We start from the raw sequence: 16,042 nt of genomic DNA on the forward strand, positions 1-16,042 counted from the left end.
AAAGAAGTTGTTATGAAAAAAGCGATTGACCTGAAAATTCTCGACTCACGTATTGGTACTGAGTTCCCGTTACCCGCATATGCCACAACAGGTTCTGCGGGCTTAGACTTACGGGCTTGTCTGGACGCACCGTTGAGTTTAGCACCTGGCCAAACGGTGCTAATCCCAACCGGTCTATCCATTTATATTGGCGATGCTAATTTATGTGCCACCATTTTACCGCGCTCTGGTTTAGGTCATAAACATGGCATCGTACTGGGCAATTTAGTGGGATTAATCGATTCAGATTATCAAGGCCCGTTAATGGTATCTATGTGGAATCGCGGTACAGAGCCTTTTACTATCGAACCGGGTGATCGCATTGCGCAATTGGTCTTTATGCCGGTAGTCCAAGCTGAGTTTAATGTAGTAAGTAGTTTTGATACCACAGAACGTGGTGAAGGCGGCTTCGGCCACTCCGGTAAGCAGTAAGGAACCCCCTGCGCGCATGACAACAGCTAAAAAACCCAATCGTAAAGAAGATATCTTACAAGCCCTGGCGGCTATGCTGGAAAGCAACAGCAACGGTCAGCGTATTACTACGGCAGCCTTAGCTGAAAAGGTCGGGGTATCAGAGGCAGCGCTTTACCGGCACTTTCCCAGCAAAGCTCGTATGTATGAAGGCCTAATTGAGTTTATTGAAGATACGCTGTTATCACGGGTAAATGCCATTACCGAAGAACATAAAGATACGCAAACCCGCATTAGTTTAATGCTGCAACTGGTGCTGGTGTTCGCCGAACGTAACCCAGGGTTTTGTCGTATTCTAACCGGTGACGCACTGCAGGGCGAGCAAGAGCGTTTACTAGAGCGGGTTGCGGCCTTATTTGAAAAGCTCGAAGCACAATTCCGACAGTGCCTGCGTGAGCGTAAACTGCGTGAAGGTAAGAGTTTTAATATTGATGAAGCCGAACTTGCCAACCTGCTGCTGGCCACAGTAGAGGGCAAAATTAACCAATTTGTCCGTTCAGGTTTTAAACGTTTACCTACCCAATATTGGGCACATCAGTGGGCTTTATTTGAGCAAAGCTTATTTGCATAGCCTGGCAAAGCACCGCTTGGTTGTCAGCAGAGGGGTCATATTGAACCCTCTGCTTAAACAGAGTTAATAAAACCGCTCAAAAAGCGCAGCACCCCACACCAACGCGACTATGACTAAAGCAACAAACACTGCTGCCGAACCCATATCTTTAGCACGACCCGACAATTCATGCCGCTCTAGCCCCACCCGATCAGTTAACGATTCGATGGCAGAATTAAGCAGCTCGACCACCAAAACTAAACACCATACTGCCATCAGTAACGCAAACTGACTTACCGAACTGGCTAACCAAACGGCGAGTGGTAGCGCCAGCAAAGTTAGCGTCGCTTCCTGACGAAAGGCTGACTCAAACTTCCAACTGGCCGCAAAACCTTGCATCGAGCAACGCGCAGCTTTAACAATACGGCCAATACCAGTGCCATTGGGTTTTTGCATGAGCTATCCTTTCCTTATCCATAATCTCAAGCGCAGCGCCACAGTCAGAACTGTACTCACTGACAGGCTTATTCAAGCGATATTGGTATTCCCTGCAATACCGCTTGTTCAGAAGTTAACGCCAGATACAGCTTAACCGGGCATTATTGCGCTAATGTGTTATGCCACACCGTATTGAGCACGGTAAGCTTTTACAGCGTCTAAATGCTCGGCGAGCTCCGGTTTATCGGCCAAAAAGCTAATTAAATCTGGCAAGCTAATAATGGAAATAACCTTGGTGTTGAAATCGCGCTCTACTTCCTGAATCGCCGATAACTCGCCCTGGCCGCGCTCTTGCCTGTCCAGCGCAATCAACACCCCCGTTAGCTCAGCACCTTGTGCCTGAATTAACTGCATCGACTCTCGAATCGCCGTACCGGCGGTGATCACATCATCCACCAGCATAATGCGGCCTTTTAAGGGTGAACCAACCAAGTTGCCGCCTTCACCATGGGTTTTCGCTTCTTTGCGATTAAAGCAATATGGCACATCGCGATCATGATGATCAGCTAAAGCAACAGCCGTAGTCGTCGCAATAGGAATGCCTTTATAAGCTGGGCCAAATAGCACATCAAACTCAAGACCGCTGTCCTGCAGTGCTGCGGCATAAAAACGGCCTAACTTGGCTAAATCACTGCCGGTATTAAACAGCCCGGCATTAAAAAAATACGGGCTGGTACGGCCTGATTTTAGTGTAAAACTGCCAAACTTTAATACCTGGCGCGACAGTGCAAATTCAATAAATTCACGTTGAAAAGCTTTCATCTTTACTCCTTACCCAGCACCTGTTTTTGCGCTTTAACAATATCAGTAATGGCCGCACTGCCCAGCGCCAACATTTGCTGCATTTCCTCAAAGCTAAAAGGCGCTTCTTCGGCTGTGCCCTGAATTTCAATAATCTGGCCGGTTTCGGTCATCACCAGGTTCATATCGGTTTCAGCAGCAGAGTCTTCAGCGTAATCTAAATCGGCTACCGCGTTGCCCTGATACATGCCAACTGAAACGGCAGCAACCATAAATTTTAACGGGTTAGTTTTTAACAAGCCTTTTGCCTGCATATAGCTAAAGGCATCCACTAACGCAACACAGGCACCGGTAATAGACGCCGTGCGGGTACCGCCATCAGCCTGAATGACGTCACAATCGATAGTAATCGTATTTTCACCCAACAGGCTTAAGTCAACTGCGGTGCGCAGCGCACGGCCGATTAAACGCTGAATTTCCATAGTGCGGCCACCTTGCTTGCCGCGTGCCGCTTCACGATCATTACGGCTATGGGTAGCACGTGGCAGCATGCCGTACTCAGCGGTGATCCAGCCTTGGCCTTTGCCTTTTAAAAAGCGCGGCACGCCTTCTACCACACTGGCAGTACAAATCACCTTGGTATTGCCAAATTCCACCAAAACCGACCCTTCGGCGTGGGCAGTAAAATTGCGGGTAAAAGAAAGAGGACGGATCTGACTGGCGATTCTGCCACTTGGACGCATAAGGCTACTCCTGACTAATAAATTAATGGCTATTATAGGAGTTAAGGCCGCTTAGGGCTATCCATTCGCCAAAATCAGCCCAATTAAACGAAAGTCAGGTATACTTCAAAACACTTAATTTTCGTTAGTTGTTTGGAAGCCCAGTATGATTCATAGCATGACCGCCTTTGCCCGCCACGAAACCAAAGCCAGCTGGGGCACTGCCCAGTGGGAAATTCGCTCAGTTAACCAACGTTACTTAGAATCTTACTTTCGGCTACCTGAACAATTTCGTGGTTTAGAAAGCCTACTGCGCGACAAACTGCGCAATAGCCTGCAACGCGGCAAAATTGAAGTGAATTTACGGTATCAGGCTAATCAGGCTGCGGGCGAGCTAACACTAAACGAGGTGTTTGCTGAGCAATTACTACATAAAGCTCAGCAACTGCTACAAAAAGCCCCCCAAGCCACACTAAACATTGCCGACATTTTGCGCTGGCCAGGCGTAATGGAGACACCAACCGAAGACTTAGACGCGCTGCAAGGCGAATTACTGGCCGGTTTTGATGCCGCCTTACAAGACTTTTTAGCCGGTCGCGGCCGCGAAGGTGTGGCCATTGAAGAGATGATCCAGCAACGCTTAACCGCCATTGGCGAACGCGTGGCCTTTGTGCGGGAACATTTACCGCAAGCCATGCAATGGCAACGCGACCGTATCACCAACCGCCTAAATGAGATTAAAGCCGACTTAGACCAAAACCGCCTCGAGCAAGAAATGGCCTTTTTAGCCTCTAAATCCGACGTAGCCGAAGAGCTAGACCGCCTCGACGCACACATTAAAGAAACCCGCCACACCCTAAAAAAAGGCGGCGCCTGCGGCCGTCGCTTAGATTTTATGATGCAAGAGTTTAACCGCGAAGCGAATACGCTGTCATCGAAAGCTATCAGCACTGAGATTACCAATGCGGCAGTGGAGCTTAAGGTGTTGATAGAACAGATGCGGGAGCAGATCCAGAATATTGAATAACATTCACTCCTTTTTCTAAACGTTTCAATTTCCACCCAAGCCCTGATTTAACAGGGCTTTATATTTTTGCGTTGCCCTATCTCATTTCAGAACGTTACATCTTTTAGAATAACTACATAACTTAACTTGTCTCCCACTACAGTTTAGATACCCTTAGCCCACTGCTAACTTTGCCGCTTGTTGCCACATAAAGTCAGGCATGGGTTCTTTTAGCTGCCAGGTGATGTTCATGGGTTGTGAGCCAGTATGCGAGACATAGTCTACTTCACCAAAATTGACGAACCCCATGGTGCGGCCATACTCATCACTGGTTTGCTCACGCACAAACAAGACTATGCGCTTTCGCAGTTTTTGCTGCTGAACATACTCTAAACCACGGCCACGATCGGGTCTGGCACTATTTTGCGACTGCCAATGAAACAGGTGCTCATTGATGGCATAGTCGTGATACATGGTGGTTGGCGAGAAGTGTTTTTCGTTTTTATCTAAGGTAACAAACAGTAGCTCGATATTTTGTTCTTTCAGTACCAATACACCTTCGCGCGCAGGGGCTTGTTTTTCAAACGTGGTTGCACCAAAAGCCACCAATATTTGCTCGCGAGCATAACGGGCATGCAGCCTTAATGGCACGTCAGGTAAATTTTCCATACTCAGTTGCTGGTGCTTGGTTTGCGCTAATTGCTGGTTCAGCACATCAAACAGTTCCGCCTTAATACCCAGTTTATTTAACTTAGCAAGGCTCTGTGCTAACGAGGTAAAGCCAGACTCTGTGCCTGTTTTTTGCCAAAAATCATAATGGCACATTAAGGCATAACGGGTGGTGTTAGCCGTCATGGCAAAATTATTTAGGCAAAGCTGTTTTAGAAAACTTAAGTAATGATGATCATCACAGGTCAGAATTCGGTTAAAAATGGCTCTTTTGCAGATATTAAACCAATTGTCATCAGGGCTTTGCTCTTGGATAGAATGTTGTGTTCTTTGTACCAAGTCAGCCCAACAACCGCGTTTATAAAGTTCATGCAAATTAATAAAGGGATGTTGGCTTAAGAAATTACTTAGCGTTAACGGTAACGTTGAGTGCTGCGGATACTGCCGGATAAGCGCCAATAATCGAGTTAATGTCAGCGTAGCTTGGCGAATATTGCTAAGTACCATTTCCTCAGTGCGTTTAGTTAACTCAATGCGGCAGCCCAGTGGTGCGTGCGGAAAACCTTGTTTTATTTCTTCGCTAATGGCGCGGTTTGTTCGGCCAATTAAGGCTCGAAACTTATGCGCAAAGTCATATTCGGGGCGCGAGTTGCCAACAAAATCCAGTACAGTACAACATTGTTTGCCATCAGCTAACCGCAAGCCCCGCCCTAATTGCTGTAGGAAAATCGTTAAGCTCTCCGTTGGCCGCAAAAACAATAAGGTATCCACTTCGGGGATATCGACACCCTCATTAAAAATATCCACAACACACAGCACATTGATTTGCCCTGAGCGAATGGCCTGCTGCTTTTGCTGTCGCTCCTGGCTGTTATCACTGGTCAGCACATCGGCCTTAATCCCTTTCAGCAAGAATTGCTGTGCCATATAGGCTGCATGATCTTTGCTAACGCAAAAAGCCAGCGCTTTCATGTTGCTAAGGTCAGTAATTATTTCCTGCATACTCAGCAAAATCTTGTTCACCCGAACCTGATTATGGGTATAGAGATTGGTTAACTGCGCAATATCATAGCGCCCGCGCGCCCATGAGATGCTGCGTAAATCGGTATCATCGTCAATACCAAAATACTGAAACGGACATAGATGGCGGCGGTTAATCGCTTCAGGCAAGCGAATTTCTGCCGCAATCACACCACCAAAGTCCGCTAAAATATCACCACCATCATGCCGCTCAGGTGTGGCCGTTAAACCTAACAAAATGGCAGGGGAAAAATAGGCTAAAACCGCACGGTAACTTTGCGCGGTGATATGATGTACTTCATCGATCACAATATAATCGTAATAATCGGCGGTAAGGTTCAGTTGGCTTAGCTGATTATTTAAGGTTTGAATAGACACAAACAATTGTCGGTAATGGGCTGGCGAATGACCGCCTACCCACAGCTCACCAAAACCACTGTTGCGTAACACACCACGATAAGCCGCTCGGGCTTGCAGTAAGATCTCTTCCCGATGTGCCACAAACAAAAAATGCGCTTGCGGTTTGGTTTTAACAAAACGGGCAAAATCAAAGGCAGAGATCAGCGTTTTGCCTGTTCCTGTTGCGGCGACCACTAAGTTTTTATAACGCTGATGGACACTGCGCTCTACCGCCAGCTGTTCTAAAATCTCGCGCTGATGCGCAAAGGGCGTGAGATCAAAAAAGTGGCTTTGCGCATGTTCACCGCTGCTTCGCTGTTTTTGTAATGCTGTTTTTAGTTTTTCCTTGCAAACAGCGTCACCACTAAAAGGCTCAAAATCGTTAGAAGCCCAGTAGGTTTCAAAGGTACTCAACGATTTATTGATAATATGCGGAATTTCTTGCGAAGTGATTTTCAAATTCCATTCTAAGCCACTGGTTAAGGCAGAATTCGACAGATTAGATGAGCCAATATAGCCCGTGTGATAACCGGTATTACGCAAGAATAAATAACTCTTAGCGTGTAAGCGCTCACGCTCAGTATTATAACTGAGCTTTACTTCGGTATTGGGCAAGCTAGCCAGATACTCAACCGCTTTGGCATCGGTCGCGCCCATATAGGAGGTGGTGATAATTTTTAACTCGCGGCCACTGGCGGTAAAGGCTTCAAGCTCTTTTCGAAAGATCCGAATCCCTGCCCACTTGATAAAAGAGACTAACCAGTAAATTTTATCAGCCGATAAAATTTCGCGCTTTAGTTCAGATTCCATTGATAAGCCGGCATTGCTACCACAAAAAAGCTCGCTTTGGCTAAGCCCTGTCAGCGGGAAAATATCACTAATATAGCTTTTTAAGTCGGCGGCAACCGGGTTTTCCAGTTCGTAGAGCGCAGTTAAAATTTTACCTTGGCTACACAGCAAATTCTCATCGATAAAATCTTTATCTTGAATTTGCGACTTTAACCACAGTAATAATTGATTGGATAAGTCAATTTGCTGCTGCAAACGATTATCACTGGCAGGCACCGCCTCAATGGCGTATTCCAAAATATGGGATAAAAAACGCGATAGCCAAATGGATGCCTCAGCGCTCGTTAGCTCACGTTCTCCCACATAAAACTTGTCACGATCAAGGCGGTTAGCGACTAACTGAGTGATAAGTTGCTCGTAAATGCCGATCTGTTGCATACCAGTCCTTGTGTTGGCAGGGGAATCCCTAAACTTGGCTATGTTCGTAAATAGCCTCAACATAATTGATAGTGAATCTTACCAACTAAGGCTTTTTCAGCAAGCGCATTTACCTTTAGTCAGTAAAGAAAATGAACAAAAACATGCATGAAGATAGGCCAAGTTCTATAAACTTCAATCCTACTGCCGATTAAACGCCGGCTCTTCAAAGTAAGCATAATCACCCAGTTGCAAAGCCTGCTGGCGGCGCGCTTGGGCTGAGGGCTTTCGTTCGGCAATGCTGATCCCAAATACCTCTATGTGTACCTTTTCCATTAGTTGCTGCACTTGTTGGCGGCTGCATAGCTGTAATAGCTCACCGGCATGAATAAAGCCTTGTGTGCGCAAGCGTTGTTCGTGGTTATCTTTGCCGGCTTTGCCGGCTTTGCTGGCTTGGAACAGATCGCGAAATTGCGCTTCTAAGGTTATTAAGAATAGATCTTGCTGTAGCATGCTCATTTAACCTCCTTTGGTAATTGGCATCCTTGCCTGTTTGTCCCTGCGCGTCCAAGCGAATAGCATCCTTTTGAATAGCATCCTTGCCAGTAGCGTCCTGCTAGTTTGTCCATACCCTGTCATGGTCAATGACATGTCATCCATGAGTCACCATCTTAGACTTTTTGTTATTTCACACCATACTGTGCAGACACTCAGTGTATGTTTTTCAGGCAGATGTTTTTTGGCCTTTGCGCCAAGCCCTTTAAGACGTTCGCGCACTGGCTTAGAGTTGGCGTATACCCAAACATCAAGCGAGCTAATCATGAACAACCAACCTATTTGTGCTGAGGATTTACCCCGGCTAATACGTTTACAAGAACTGTGTAAAACCATGAATGCTATTGAGCACTTAGCTGCAGCGCGGCAAGATAAAGTGGTGTATGCTGGGCGTATTTGGCGCTATGCCGATTTAGTTTATTTAGGTTATGAGTATTATGTGCTGGCCATTCCTTATGGCTTAAAAGTGGATAACTTTTGCCAGTGGTTAGCGGCGGAGCAAGCCATTCTTCAGCAGTTTAATTTAGCTTGGCCGGTTGCCACCTTAACTGCCGCAACGGCCGAAGCCTAGAACCTAGTTAATGCATGTGTGTATGCTAAGCAGACACATTTTACAGGAGTTTATATGCAAAACCCTCAACCACAGCCCCCACTTTCAACAGATAACCGTAGTAGCCTAGACGCCAGTGGCTGGCCGCTGCGCTGGGAGCTGTTAATGCGTTACCGGCTAATTGAAATTGTCGCGCTATGGGAAGGCCGTTTAACCACCAATCATTTATGTAATAGTTTTGGTATCGCACGCCAGCAGGCATCCAAAGATATTAACGCCTATTTGCGCGATATTGCGCCGGGTAATCTGGTGTATGACGGCAAACTAAAAGGCTATAAACCGGCTGCCAGTTTTACCCCCAAAGTCACCAGTGGCCTGGCCGATGAATACCTGCATGCGCTAGCCAGCACCAAAGATTTTGCCCACACCTTTAGCCAGCTTGATTTAGGCTTTGCCCATACCGAAATGCTGACGCCACCACTACGCCAAGTAAACCCGGATATTTTGCGGGCACTGGTGCAGGCCGCGCGGGACGGTAAAAAGATCGATATGGGTTATGTGTCGCTTACCAGCCCAGATGAAGAAAGCCGCATTATTGCCCCGCATACACTGGTCTGCACGCCACTACGCTGGCATGTACGCGCCTACTGCGAGAAAAACCGCGATTTTCGGGATTTTGTGCTTAGCCGCTTTCGCGGCATACATGGCATTGAAGGCGATGCCGAGATGACTAAAGAGCAGGATGAACGCTGGAATACCACTATTGATATCGTGCTGGTGCCGGACTCCCGCTTAACCGACTATCAAAAAGCCATTATTGCCGAAGATTACAATATGCAACACGGCAAGCGGGTGTTCTCCGTGCGCTCTGCGCTGGTACCTTATGCCGTGCAGGCGCTAAATCTAGATTTAGCCAAAATAGAAGCGCGCCCAGAAGCGCAGCAAATTATGGTGGCGAACTTGGATGAGGTGAAGCGGCATGCGTTTTGATGACAAGTCGGCTCTAAACTCTGCTGATGCCAATTAAGATAATCTCAAATCGGTGACATTACCGATAATTTGAAAATTGCATCAGGCGCTGTTTAGCAAGAGTCCATGGCAGGCGACGCCCGGCCTTTGCCATTTTATCGTAAGCAGCTTGCGCCTCAACAACTGTAAGCATGCCATGCGTGACAAGCTGCTCGACAACCCATAGCGTCCCTTGAACCAATATCGCTTCTTTTTCGGCAGCCTTCCTAAGCGCTATATCGCCGGTAAGAAGCGGGCACTGTTCTTGTCTGGCCAACGCAAGTGCGAAGCAATCATTCATGCTGGGGCCCGTATATTTTTGCCTCAATTCAAAGGAATACATCATAGACTCAGGGTTTAACTCACCCAGAGACAAGCCTAAATCAATTAGAAAGCCGTGTTGCTCACTCAGCTCCTCATGAAATAACACATCAGGAACTTTGAATTGGTAGGGCAAATTGAAAAAGACCTCCAGCAACTGGCCTTCCTCGAGATCAATGAGAATATTGGCATCACTGATCAACAAGTACATCTATACAGCCTCAGCTAACATTCGGCGTTGCTTATGCAGTGCCATCACCGATATCTGTAACAATTCAGCGGCTTTCGACTCGCTAAGAATTCCTTCTGCTAAAGCGCGATAGACTAGTTGCTCAAACAGCTGTGTCTGCTCTTGCGGGTAAGGCTTCCCTGGTTCTTGCTTACGCCAGCCGTTTTGAGAAAACTGGATAAAAATTTGGCGCTTTTTCTCTTCACTGATAACACCAAGATCGGCGCTACGATACAAACAGGCTGCCATGCTTAAGCCGTATTCATGCTTCAAAAAGTAAAGTTCTTTAGCATCAATGTTCGAGCGCTGCTCACCTAAGTGTTGATAAAGCCCAATGTCTGGCAATAAAAATGCTGATGCAAAACGATTGCATGCCATCTCTTCGTCAATGGAATCATCTAACAGACCATGTAAAATTAGGTGACCAAGTTCGTGTGCCAACGTGAATCGCTGGCGACACCCCGGCCAGTGCGCAGATACCACAACGATAGGCATCCCTGAAATCTTGGCTTGTAATCCATCAAATTTATCTGCTTGAGGCACGTTGCTGACAATGACCAAAATACCTTTAGACTCAAGCAAATCAATTAAGTCAGGTAGCGGATTCATCCCTAATTGCCAGTCGCTACGTACTTTAGCTGCAACCTGCTCTATCGCAGCTAATGAACTCACCACTGACATATCCGGATGATAGTCAAAGTCTGAAATTGGGAAGTTAGGCCACACATTTTTGAGCGCCAGCCAGCGTTCAGCTTGGTCGATCACATCAGATTCTATTTTTTTCAGTAGCTTAGCTGGAGCTGACGCTTTCTTTCGATACTCTACCTCACCTAACGTCTCTTGTGCTGGGCGAAAAAAGTATTCAGAGCGAACCGATAATGCAGCAGCCAATTTGAGCAACACACCCGAGGAAGGCATACTTTGGTTATGCTCGTATTTTTTAACCATGTTGGCACTAATACCAACAATATCACCCAAGGCCTGCATAGACAGGCCAGCAGCAGTACGGGCTCGTTTTATGCGCTCTCCAATCACACTGACCTCCGGTTTATAAATATAAGTATTTTTGGGAAATTATAAACCAACTGGGTGATTCTGTCGATTGACATCACAGGGTAAAAAGGATGGCGATCTTGGAGTTGTTTAGATACTTTGCTTTATAAGGCTGTAAACGCCCGCTAATGCGAGATCACATACCGAGTACTTCTTCCCCCAGCAGCGGTTTTAACCAAACACCCCATTTCTACCAACTGTGCCAAGTGTCGGCTGGCGGTTGCGGGGCTTACCTTAGCCACTTTGCCATATTGGCTATTGCTGATGCCGTCGCTGAAATCGCCATCCAGTAACCGGTTTAGTACTTTAACTTGTTCTTTATTCAATTGCGTTTGATTTACCCGTTGCCAGAAACGGGTTTTTAGTAGCGTTTGCTCAATATCAGCCAGCGCCTGCTTTAGGCTAGCGGCTAGCGTGTCGAGAAACCAAACCAACCAAGCAGTGATATCAGTATCGCCTTTTTGGCTTTGCTCCAGGATGTCGTAATAGCTGCTTCGTCGCTCCAGAATGGCAACCGAAATGGCATAAAAGCGGATGGACTGATGCTCGGCCTGCGCCAGCGCCAGATCGGTCAGCAGCCTGGCCAAGCGGCCATTGCCATCTTCCAGTGGATGCAGTGTGATAAACCAGAAATGCGCAATGCCGGCGCGTAGCAGCGGGTCTAAATTGACATCCTCTTGCGAGCGGTTAAACCAATCGATAAAGCAATTAAGTTCGCTTTCCAAGACTTCACGTGGTGGTGCTTCGAAATGCACTTTAGGGCGGTCGATTCTGCCAGAAATAACTTGCATCGGATCGTTACCGCGCAGCTGCCCGCCCTGCACTCTCTGCCCTATCTGCTCTCTCTGTAATAGCGAGCTATCAGAAGGAAATAGCCAAGAGTGCCACTGTAATAATCGCTCCTGCGTTAATGGCTGTTGCCAATTACCGATAGCATCGGTCACCATCGCAGCAAGGCCATCCGATTGCGCTGTTGTTGCAACGCTTTGCAGTTCAGCAATACCTAGCTTTCGGGCTAATGATGAACGCACCACGCTATGGTTAAGTCGCTCTCCCTCAATAGCGCTAGAGGTAAGGATATTGGCAAGCATGTTATCCAGTGCGGCCTGCGAGTTGTCCTGCACCCCCATTTTGCCCAGCAGAACCCCCTGCAAAAAGTGCAGCTCACGTAACTTAGGCGTCAGTGCCGCATGATCATAACGAAAAACTTGCGGTGAATTTTGCTGACGGCTGGGCCAATCGGGTTGTTGCCAGATCCACATAGGCTGATCTTCTGCTGATTGAGGTGAATACATGACACAATCTACTCATATAGTGAGGTGAATAGCAAGATTAATCACCTCAGAAATCGTTAGTGGAGCTGATCATTGATTAATGCTACATATTAACTAGGTGAATTCAGCTGAATTTGGCACGTCACCAACGTATGATGGATGCCGAGCACTTAGTCATTTAACTAACATAGTTTTACGCTTTGCCACGAGTGACAGGAGATAGCAGATGACAATACAAGACAGATTAGTAATCAGAGTGAAAAACGCTGAGCATTCTGTTTTTATGCGCTCTGATTTTGCTGATATCGCCGATTATGCTCAGGTGGGCCGGGGGTTAAGAAATCTGGTTAAGGCAGGTTTGCTAATGAAAATTGGCCACGGTCTGTATGTTCGGACCAGGATAAATAGGATCAACGGTAAATTAATGCCAGATAACAACCGAGGTGCATTAGGCGTTCTTCTTGAGGCGTTAAAGAGATTAGGTATCGAATATCAATTTGATGAGGTATCTCAAAGATACTACGACGGAAAAAGTACACAGGTTCCCGCAAACCCCATTGTTATTCCGAAGAATCCGCGTGTTAGTCGTAAAATCGCGATAGGGAGATGTGTGCTCGCAAATCATCAACAACCTGATACCAACAAAGTAGCACAAAGCCATACAAAGCTCTCCAAGCAAGATGAGCAATTAGAAGAGCAGCGGTTACAAGCACTTGAAGAACTTTCACGACTCGATCAAGAGTTAGGATTGATGACCAATGAGCTTCCGCCTAAATTCATACCTAATATGGAAAATTATCAGGTCAGCCTGAGCTATGAAGGGCTGTCTTTGAAAAGCAGTGGCGAGGAAAAATCTATTGCAGACCTAAAACGCAAATACAAGCGGTAGACCTTCACTAAACCCTTTTCAGGTTATTTTCGAGTTGAATAGAAGAAGCACTGACTAAATTCAAGCATGAGACAAATGGTGGGTAAAGTGGTGGGAAAACCTCTAAAAGCTAACGCTAAACACCTCCTAAGGGTGAATTTGCCAGTACCCGGTTTTGTCGGAGCCTATGCGTTTTAATTGGTTGTTTTGTTGTAGCTTGCTAATTGCTCGACCTATGGTGCGTAAGTCTTTTCCTATCACATCGGCTAATTGCTGGCGCGTTAAGTGCGGATTGTGTTGCAGCAATAACATAATCGCATCAAGCGTTTTCAAGCCAGCAATATTTACAGGGGCATTTACGGAGGCGTTTACAGGGGCGTTTCTTACCAAAGCTTGAGCCAAAGTTTTCGCAATAGTGCTTAGCATAAAATGAATAAAAACGGTGCTATCAGCTTGCTCATCTGCCTGTTCCAGGGCTTGATAATACTGTGCTTGATGATCTTTAATCATACTTTCTAGGGGTAAGGATAAAAACAGCGGGTGCCATTGCGACAAAATTAAGGTTTGCCACAAACGTCCCATACGGCCATTGCCATCAGCAAAGGGGGTGAATAAATTCAAATTCGTAGTGAAATACGTAGCTGGTGATTAACGGATGATCTTTTGCCTGCTGCAACCATTGCATTAAATCGGCCATTAAGCCGGAAACTTTATGTGCTGGTGGTGCTACATGATGAACTTCACCGCCTTTGTGGATACCTACCGCCTTATGCCGAAACTGCCCAGCCGAAGTTAAAATATCTGCCATCATTCAGCCATGGGCGGCGAGTAAATCGTTCAGGCTGTGGGCTTTAAAATGAACCAGAGCCTCATAAGCCGCTATTGCCCCTTTCACTTCTGCCAGCTCACGAACGCTTCCCAAAACCGGCTTACCTTAAATTATGGCGGCAATTTGCTCCTCGCTCAGCGTATTACCCTCAATAGCTAGGGTGCCAGTAATAGTTTTTATGCGGTTTTGCTTGCGCAATTGCGGCGACACAATAAGCGCACTGGCATTTAACTGGCCCACCTGCTCGCTTATGTTTGCCACCAAATTAACAATATCGGCGGTAATGGTAAATGGTGGAATATAACTCATACCTTTCCCCTTACTAAACAAACATTAAACTTGAAAAGAGGTTGCGGTAATTTCGGCACTGCTTGAAATTTGCCTCAACGCATGGCGTTGGCAGCTGTCTAAAAATCCATCCAGACACTCAAATCGATAATATTGATATTCGCTCATACCACCCTAGCGATCTTTAATAGTAAAGTGAAAAGTGTGCATGAGAAGCGGTTGTATACTGGCGCGTCGCAGTACATGCTCTTTTGCAAAATTCTTTCTCGGGTCGGCAACGACAAACCCCCAAAATTGTAAAAAACGCTCAATAAAACGTGACTCGATTAGTAAGCTCAGCAGTCTGATGGATGAAAAATGCTCATCAGGTGTCAGCTGGCTTAGCAAGTCTGGAAAAGCTTTCGCAACGTCGTCTATCAACTGATCAATAGAACCGTGGCTTTGCAAACGCCACAGCATAAATACCCAAAAGGTACGCAGATCCACATCATTTTCCCAGCTATCTAGATAACCCCAATTATATTTGCTGATGGCAGCTTTTAGCATAGGCAGGAAAAACGCCTGAATACCTTGTTTTTCGTACTGATTCTGCGCTGCTTTTTTAATATGGTAACAACCACTGCGCCGATAAATAATCCCGGCGATTTCTGCCAAAACGCGTGTGTAGTGTAAAGCGTTAAATTTGTCTTCATTTACACCCACAAAGTCATTAATACTTAACCGCGAATTTACCTTGGATATCGAAAACTCCGGCAATAAGTCACCGGCCTGTTTAACCAACTTTGCCGGTAAGTTGCCCTTGCTGGTTGCTTTAAAGGAACCGTTATTTTGCATCGCTTCATCAAGGATCAATGTTAAATATCGCATCACAGGGCTAGATGAGATATCTTCAGGCGTGCTTATGGTCAGCCACTCTAATTCATCCAACGGGGCATAAAGCCAGTTCGCCATTTGCGTTGGTGTCAAACCGCAAAAATCGGCGCTAGGTCTGTTATTACGTTCTGCCATTCTCTGCTGCGCTACAAGATTTAACTCCTCAAGCGTCAAATTAGGATTCATCGCCACAGTTTGCGCAATATCATCAAATACATCACTATGCTGTTTAGATGTAGCATTGATGCAGCACTGTTTGTATTTTTTACCGCTGCCACAAGGGCATGGCTCGTTACGACCTGCTTTCATTCTAAATCGCTCTGCACTATGTCAATATTTTTCAAAGACCAGTATATCTACTCACTTCTTACTCGTAAAATTTCGATAGTGTAAACAGCATTTCAATGAATCTCAAAAGCTCAGTCGACACTCGTGTACATGAGATATAAACTAAATATGAGCAACAGCTTGAGTGCAAACACGATGGAAAACAAACTTGCAAAATACGGTGTTACCGAACCTGTTCAACGGCCAAAGATCAAGCCCGTTAAGCAGCTCGATTTGGATACACCTGAGGGGAGGCTAATCGTTCTGAGCGAAGCAAAACGAATTATGCAGATACATGTTACCAATGAACGTCAGGCTAAATTCACCCCTAATATGGAAAATTATAAGGTCAACTTCAGCTACGAAGGACTGTCGTTGAAAAAAAGCGGCGAACACAAATCTATTGCAGAATTAAAACGTCAGTATGCGCGATAAGTCTGCACCACCCTCTTTCCAATTTATGTTTACGTTGACGGGTAAATTGAAGGATATAGATATCCGAAACTAAAGCGCCCCATAAAGGCTAGTGGTTGCAAATAACCTAAT

At 46.1% G+C, this 16,042-nt stretch carries 19 protein-coding genes; 7 read left to right on the forward strand and 12 right to left on the reverse strand.

Features of this window, described 5'->3' with window-relative positions; genetic code table 11:
* Positions 1 to 12 precede the first annotated feature (12 nt).
* Positions 13 to 471 (forward strand): dUTP diphosphatase, encoded by a 459-nt coding sequence (dut, locus tag IE163_RS16290; protein WP_189434054.1) that lies wholly within the window; start codon positions 13 to 15, stop codon positions 469 to 471.
* Between the two features lie 16 nt (positions 472 to 487).
* Entirely contained in the window at positions 488 to 1,081 is a 594-nt protein-coding gene (gene slmA, locus IE163_RS16295) for a nucleoid occlusion factor SlmA (protein WP_189434055.1), read from the forward strand.
* Positions 1,082 to 1,144: 63 nt separating this feature from the next.
* Here the strand turns inward: slmA and IE163_RS16300 are convergent, their stop codons facing one another.
* The 3 genes from IE163_RS16300 to rph all read right to left on the reverse strand — a co-directional run bounded on the left by IE163_RS16300 (position 1,145) and on the right by rph (position 3,042).
* Entirely contained in the window at positions 1,145 to 1,516 is a 372-nt protein-coding gene (locus IE163_RS16300) for a diacylglycerol kinase (protein ID WP_189434056.1), read from the reverse strand.
* A 159-nt stretch (positions 1,517 to 1,675) separates the two neighbouring features.
* Positions 1,676 to 2,320, reverse strand: coding sequence for an orotate phosphoribosyltransferase (pyrE, locus tag IE163_RS16305; protein ID WP_189434057.1), 645 nt, complete (start codon positions 2,318 to 2,320; stop codon positions 1,676 to 1,678).
* A 2-nt stretch (positions 2,321 to 2,322) separates the two neighbouring features.
* Positions 2,323 to 3,042, reverse strand: coding sequence for a ribonuclease PH (rph, locus tag IE163_RS16310; protein ID WP_189434058.1), 720 nt, complete (start codon positions 3,040 to 3,042; stop codon positions 2,323 to 2,325).
* A 145-nt stretch (positions 3,043 to 3,187) separates the two neighbouring features.
* On the opposite strand from rph, the gene IE163_RS16315 reads away from it, so the two are divergent.
* Complete coding sequence (locus tag IE163_RS16315) at positions 3,188 to 4,048, forward strand: YicC/YloC family endoribonuclease (protein WP_189434059.1); 861 nt, start codon at positions 3,188 to 3,190, stop codon at positions 4,046 to 4,048.
* Positions 4,049 to 4,201: 153 nt separating this feature from the next.
* Here IE163_RS16315 and IE163_RS16320 read toward each other — a convergent pair whose 3' ends face one another.
* Both IE163_RS16320 and IE163_RS16325 read right to left on the reverse strand, forming a co-directional pair.
* The gene (locus tag IE163_RS16320; protein ID WP_189434060.1) at positions 4,202 to 7,342 is read right to left on the reverse strand and encodes a DEAD/DEAH box helicase; all 3,141 of its coding nucleotides are present in this window, start codon (positions 7,340 to 7,342) and stop codon (positions 4,202 to 4,204) included.
* A gap of 180 nt (positions 7,343 to 7,522) precedes the next feature.
* Positions 7,523 to 7,840: a hypothetical protein gene (locus IE163_RS16325; RefSeq protein ID WP_189434061.1), complete on the reverse strand. Its 318-nt coding sequence runs from the start codon at positions 7,838 to 7,840 to the stop codon at positions 7,523 to 7,525.
* A gap of 301 nt (positions 7,841 to 8,141) precedes the next feature.
* On the opposite strand from IE163_RS16325, the gene IE163_RS16330 reads away from it, so the two are divergent.
* Both IE163_RS16330 and IE163_RS16335 read left to right on the forward strand, forming a co-directional pair.
* Positions 8,142 to 8,447 (forward strand): hypothetical protein, encoded by a 306-nt coding sequence (locus IE163_RS16330; RefSeq protein WP_189434062.1) that lies wholly within the window; start codon positions 8,142 to 8,144, stop codon positions 8,445 to 8,447.
* Between the two features lie 54 nt (positions 8,448 to 8,501).
* Positions 8,502 to 9,416, forward strand: a complete 915-nt coding sequence (locus tag IE163_RS16335) for a BrxR family helix-turn-helix transcriptional regulator (protein WP_189434063.1) — start codon at positions 8,502 to 8,504, stop codon at positions 9,414 to 9,416.
* Between the two features lie 58 nt (positions 9,417 to 9,474).
* Here IE163_RS16335 and IE163_RS16340 read toward each other — a convergent pair whose 3' ends face one another.
* From IE163_RS16340 to IE163_RS16350, 3 genes are all read right to left on the reverse strand, one after another.
* Positions 9,475 to 9,966 (reverse strand): PIN domain-containing protein, encoded by a 492-nt coding sequence (locus IE163_RS16340; protein WP_189434064.1) that lies wholly within the window; start codon positions 9,964 to 9,966, stop codon positions 9,475 to 9,477.
* Entirely contained in the window at positions 9,967 to 11,019 is a 1,053-nt protein-coding gene (locus IE163_RS16345) for a helix-turn-helix domain-containing protein (RefSeq protein ID WP_189434065.1), read from the reverse strand.
* Between the two features lie 143 nt (positions 11,020 to 11,162).
* Positions 11,163 to 12,299 (reverse strand): Fic family protein, encoded by a 1,137-nt coding sequence (locus tag IE163_RS16350; protein WP_189434095.1) that lies wholly within the window; start codon positions 12,297 to 12,299, stop codon positions 11,163 to 11,165.
* A 238-nt stretch (positions 12,300 to 12,537) separates the two neighbouring features.
* Here IE163_RS16350 and IE163_RS17865 point away from each other — a divergent pair, with 238 nt between their 5' ends.
* The gene (locus tag IE163_RS17865) at positions 12,538 to 13,200 is read left to right on the forward strand and encodes a DUF6088 family protein (RefSeq protein WP_229833612.1); all 663 of its coding nucleotides are present in this window, start codon (positions 12,538 to 12,540) and stop codon (positions 13,198 to 13,200) included.
* Between the two features lie 126 nt (positions 13,201 to 13,326).
* Here the strand turns inward: IE163_RS17865 and IE163_RS17870 are convergent, their stop codons facing one another.
* The 4 genes from IE163_RS17870 to IE163_RS16365 form a co-directional block, all read right to left on the reverse strand.
* Complete coding sequence (locus IE163_RS17870) at positions 13,327 to 13,761, reverse strand: Fic family protein (protein WP_229833613.1); 435 nt, start codon at positions 13,759 to 13,761, stop codon at positions 13,327 to 13,329.
* Positions 13,762 to 13,774: 13 nt separating this feature from the next.
* Positions 13,775 to 13,987 carry a Fic family protein gene (locus IE163_RS17875; RefSeq protein WP_229833614.1) on the reverse strand — a complete coding sequence of 71 codons (213 nt, stop codon included), beginning with the start codon at positions 13,985 to 13,987 and terminating at the stop codon, positions 13,775 to 13,777.
* Positions 13,988 to 14,113: 126 nt separating this feature from the next.
* The gene (locus IE163_RS17880) at positions 14,114 to 14,317 is read right to left on the reverse strand and encodes a hypothetical protein (protein WP_229833615.1); all 204 of its coding nucleotides are present in this window, start codon (positions 14,315 to 14,317) and stop codon (positions 14,114 to 14,116) included.
* A 153-nt stretch (positions 14,318 to 14,470) separates the two neighbouring features.
* A complete protein-coding gene (locus IE163_RS16365; protein ID WP_189434066.1) occupies positions 14,471 to 15,478 on the reverse strand; it encodes a YecA family protein in 1,008 nt (335 codons plus the stop codon).
* A gap of 174 nt (positions 15,479 to 15,652) precedes the next feature.
* Here IE163_RS16365 and IE163_RS16370 point away from each other — a divergent pair, with 174 nt between their 5' ends.
* Positions 15,653 to 15,931 carry a hypothetical protein gene (locus IE163_RS16370; protein ID WP_189434099.1) on the forward strand — a complete coding sequence of 93 codons (279 nt, stop codon included), beginning with the start codon at positions 15,653 to 15,655 and terminating at the stop codon, positions 15,929 to 15,931.
* Positions 15,932 to 16,042 lie beyond the last annotated feature (111 nt).

It is taken from the genome of Alishewanella longhuensis, from assembly GCF_014653435.1.
Taxonomy (GTDB): Bacteria; Pseudomonadota; Gammaproteobacteria; order Enterobacterales; family Alteromonadaceae; genus Alishewanella; species Alishewanella longhuensis.

What these genes read in the sequence shown, in the direction of transcription:
- IE163_RS16350 (WP_189434095.1), bottom strand. Translation starts at nt 12,299, where the DNA reads ATGTGGATCTGGCAACAACCCGATTGGCCCAGCCGTCAGCAAAATTCA.
- IE163_RS17865 (WP_229833612.1), top strand. Translation starts at nt 12,538, where the DNA reads ATGACAATACAAGACAGATTAGTAATCAGAGTGAAAAACGCTGAGCAT.
- IE163_RS16320 (WP_189434060.1), bottom strand. Translation starts at nt 7,342, where the DNA reads ATGCAACAGATCGGCATTTACGAGCAACTTATCACTCAGTTAGTCGCT.
- IE163_RS16370 (WP_189434099.1), top strand. Translation starts at nt 15,653, where the DNA reads ATGGAAAACAAACTTGCAAAATACGGTGTTACCGAACCTGTTCAACGG.
- pyrE (WP_189434057.1), bottom strand. Translation starts at nt 2,320, where the DNA reads ATGAAAGCTTTTCAACGTGAATTTATTGAATTTGCACTGTCGCGCCAG.
- IE163_RS16365 (WP_189434066.1), bottom strand. Translation starts at nt 15,478, where the DNA reads ATGAAAGCAGGTCGTAACGAGCCATGCCCTTGTGGCAGCGGTAAAAAA.
- IE163_RS16315 (WP_189434059.1), top strand. Translation starts at nt 3,188, where the DNA reads ATGATTCATAGCATGACCGCCTTTGCCCGCCACGAAACCAAAGCCAGC.
- IE163_RS17880 (WP_229833615.1), bottom strand. Translation starts at nt 14,317, where the DNA reads ATGAGTTATATTCCACCATTTACCATTACCGCCGATATTGTTAATTTG.
- IE163_RS17875 (WP_229833614.1), bottom strand. Translation starts at nt 13,987, where the DNA reads ATGGCAGATATTTTAACTTCGGCTGGGCAGTTTCGGCATAAGGCGGTA.
- IE163_RS16325 (WP_189434061.1), bottom strand. Translation starts at nt 7,840, where the DNA reads ATGAGCATGCTACAGCAAGATCTATTCTTAATAACCTTAGAAGCGCAA.
- IE163_RS16340 (WP_189434064.1), bottom strand. Translation starts at nt 9,966, where the DNA reads ATGTACTTGTTGATCAGTGATGCCAATATTCTCATTGATCTCGAGGAA.
- IE163_RS16335 (WP_189434063.1), top strand. Translation starts at nt 8,502, where the DNA reads ATGCAAAACCCTCAACCACAGCCCCCACTTTCAACAGATAACCGTAGT.
- IE163_RS16330 (WP_189434062.1), top strand. Translation starts at nt 8,142, where the DNA reads ATGAACAACCAACCTATTTGTGCTGAGGATTTACCCCGGCTAATACGT.
- IE163_RS16300 (WP_189434056.1), bottom strand. Translation starts at nt 1,516, where the DNA reads ATGCAAAAACCCAATGGCACTGGTATTGGCCGTATTGTTAAAGCTGCG.
- rph (WP_189434058.1), bottom strand. Translation starts at nt 3,042, where the DNA reads ATGCGTCCAAGTGGCAGAATCGCCAGTCAGATCCGTCCTCTTTCTTTT.
- IE163_RS17870 (WP_229833613.1), bottom strand. Translation starts at nt 13,761, where the DNA reads ATGGGACGTTTGTGGCAAACCTTAATTTTGTCGCAATGGCACCCGCTG.
- slmA (WP_189434055.1), top strand. Translation starts at nt 488, where the DNA reads ATGACAACAGCTAAAAAACCCAATCGTAAAGAAGATATCTTACAAGCC.
- dut (WP_189434054.1), top strand. Translation starts at nt 13, where the DNA reads ATGAAAAAAGCGATTGACCTGAAAATTCTCGACTCACGTATTGGTACT.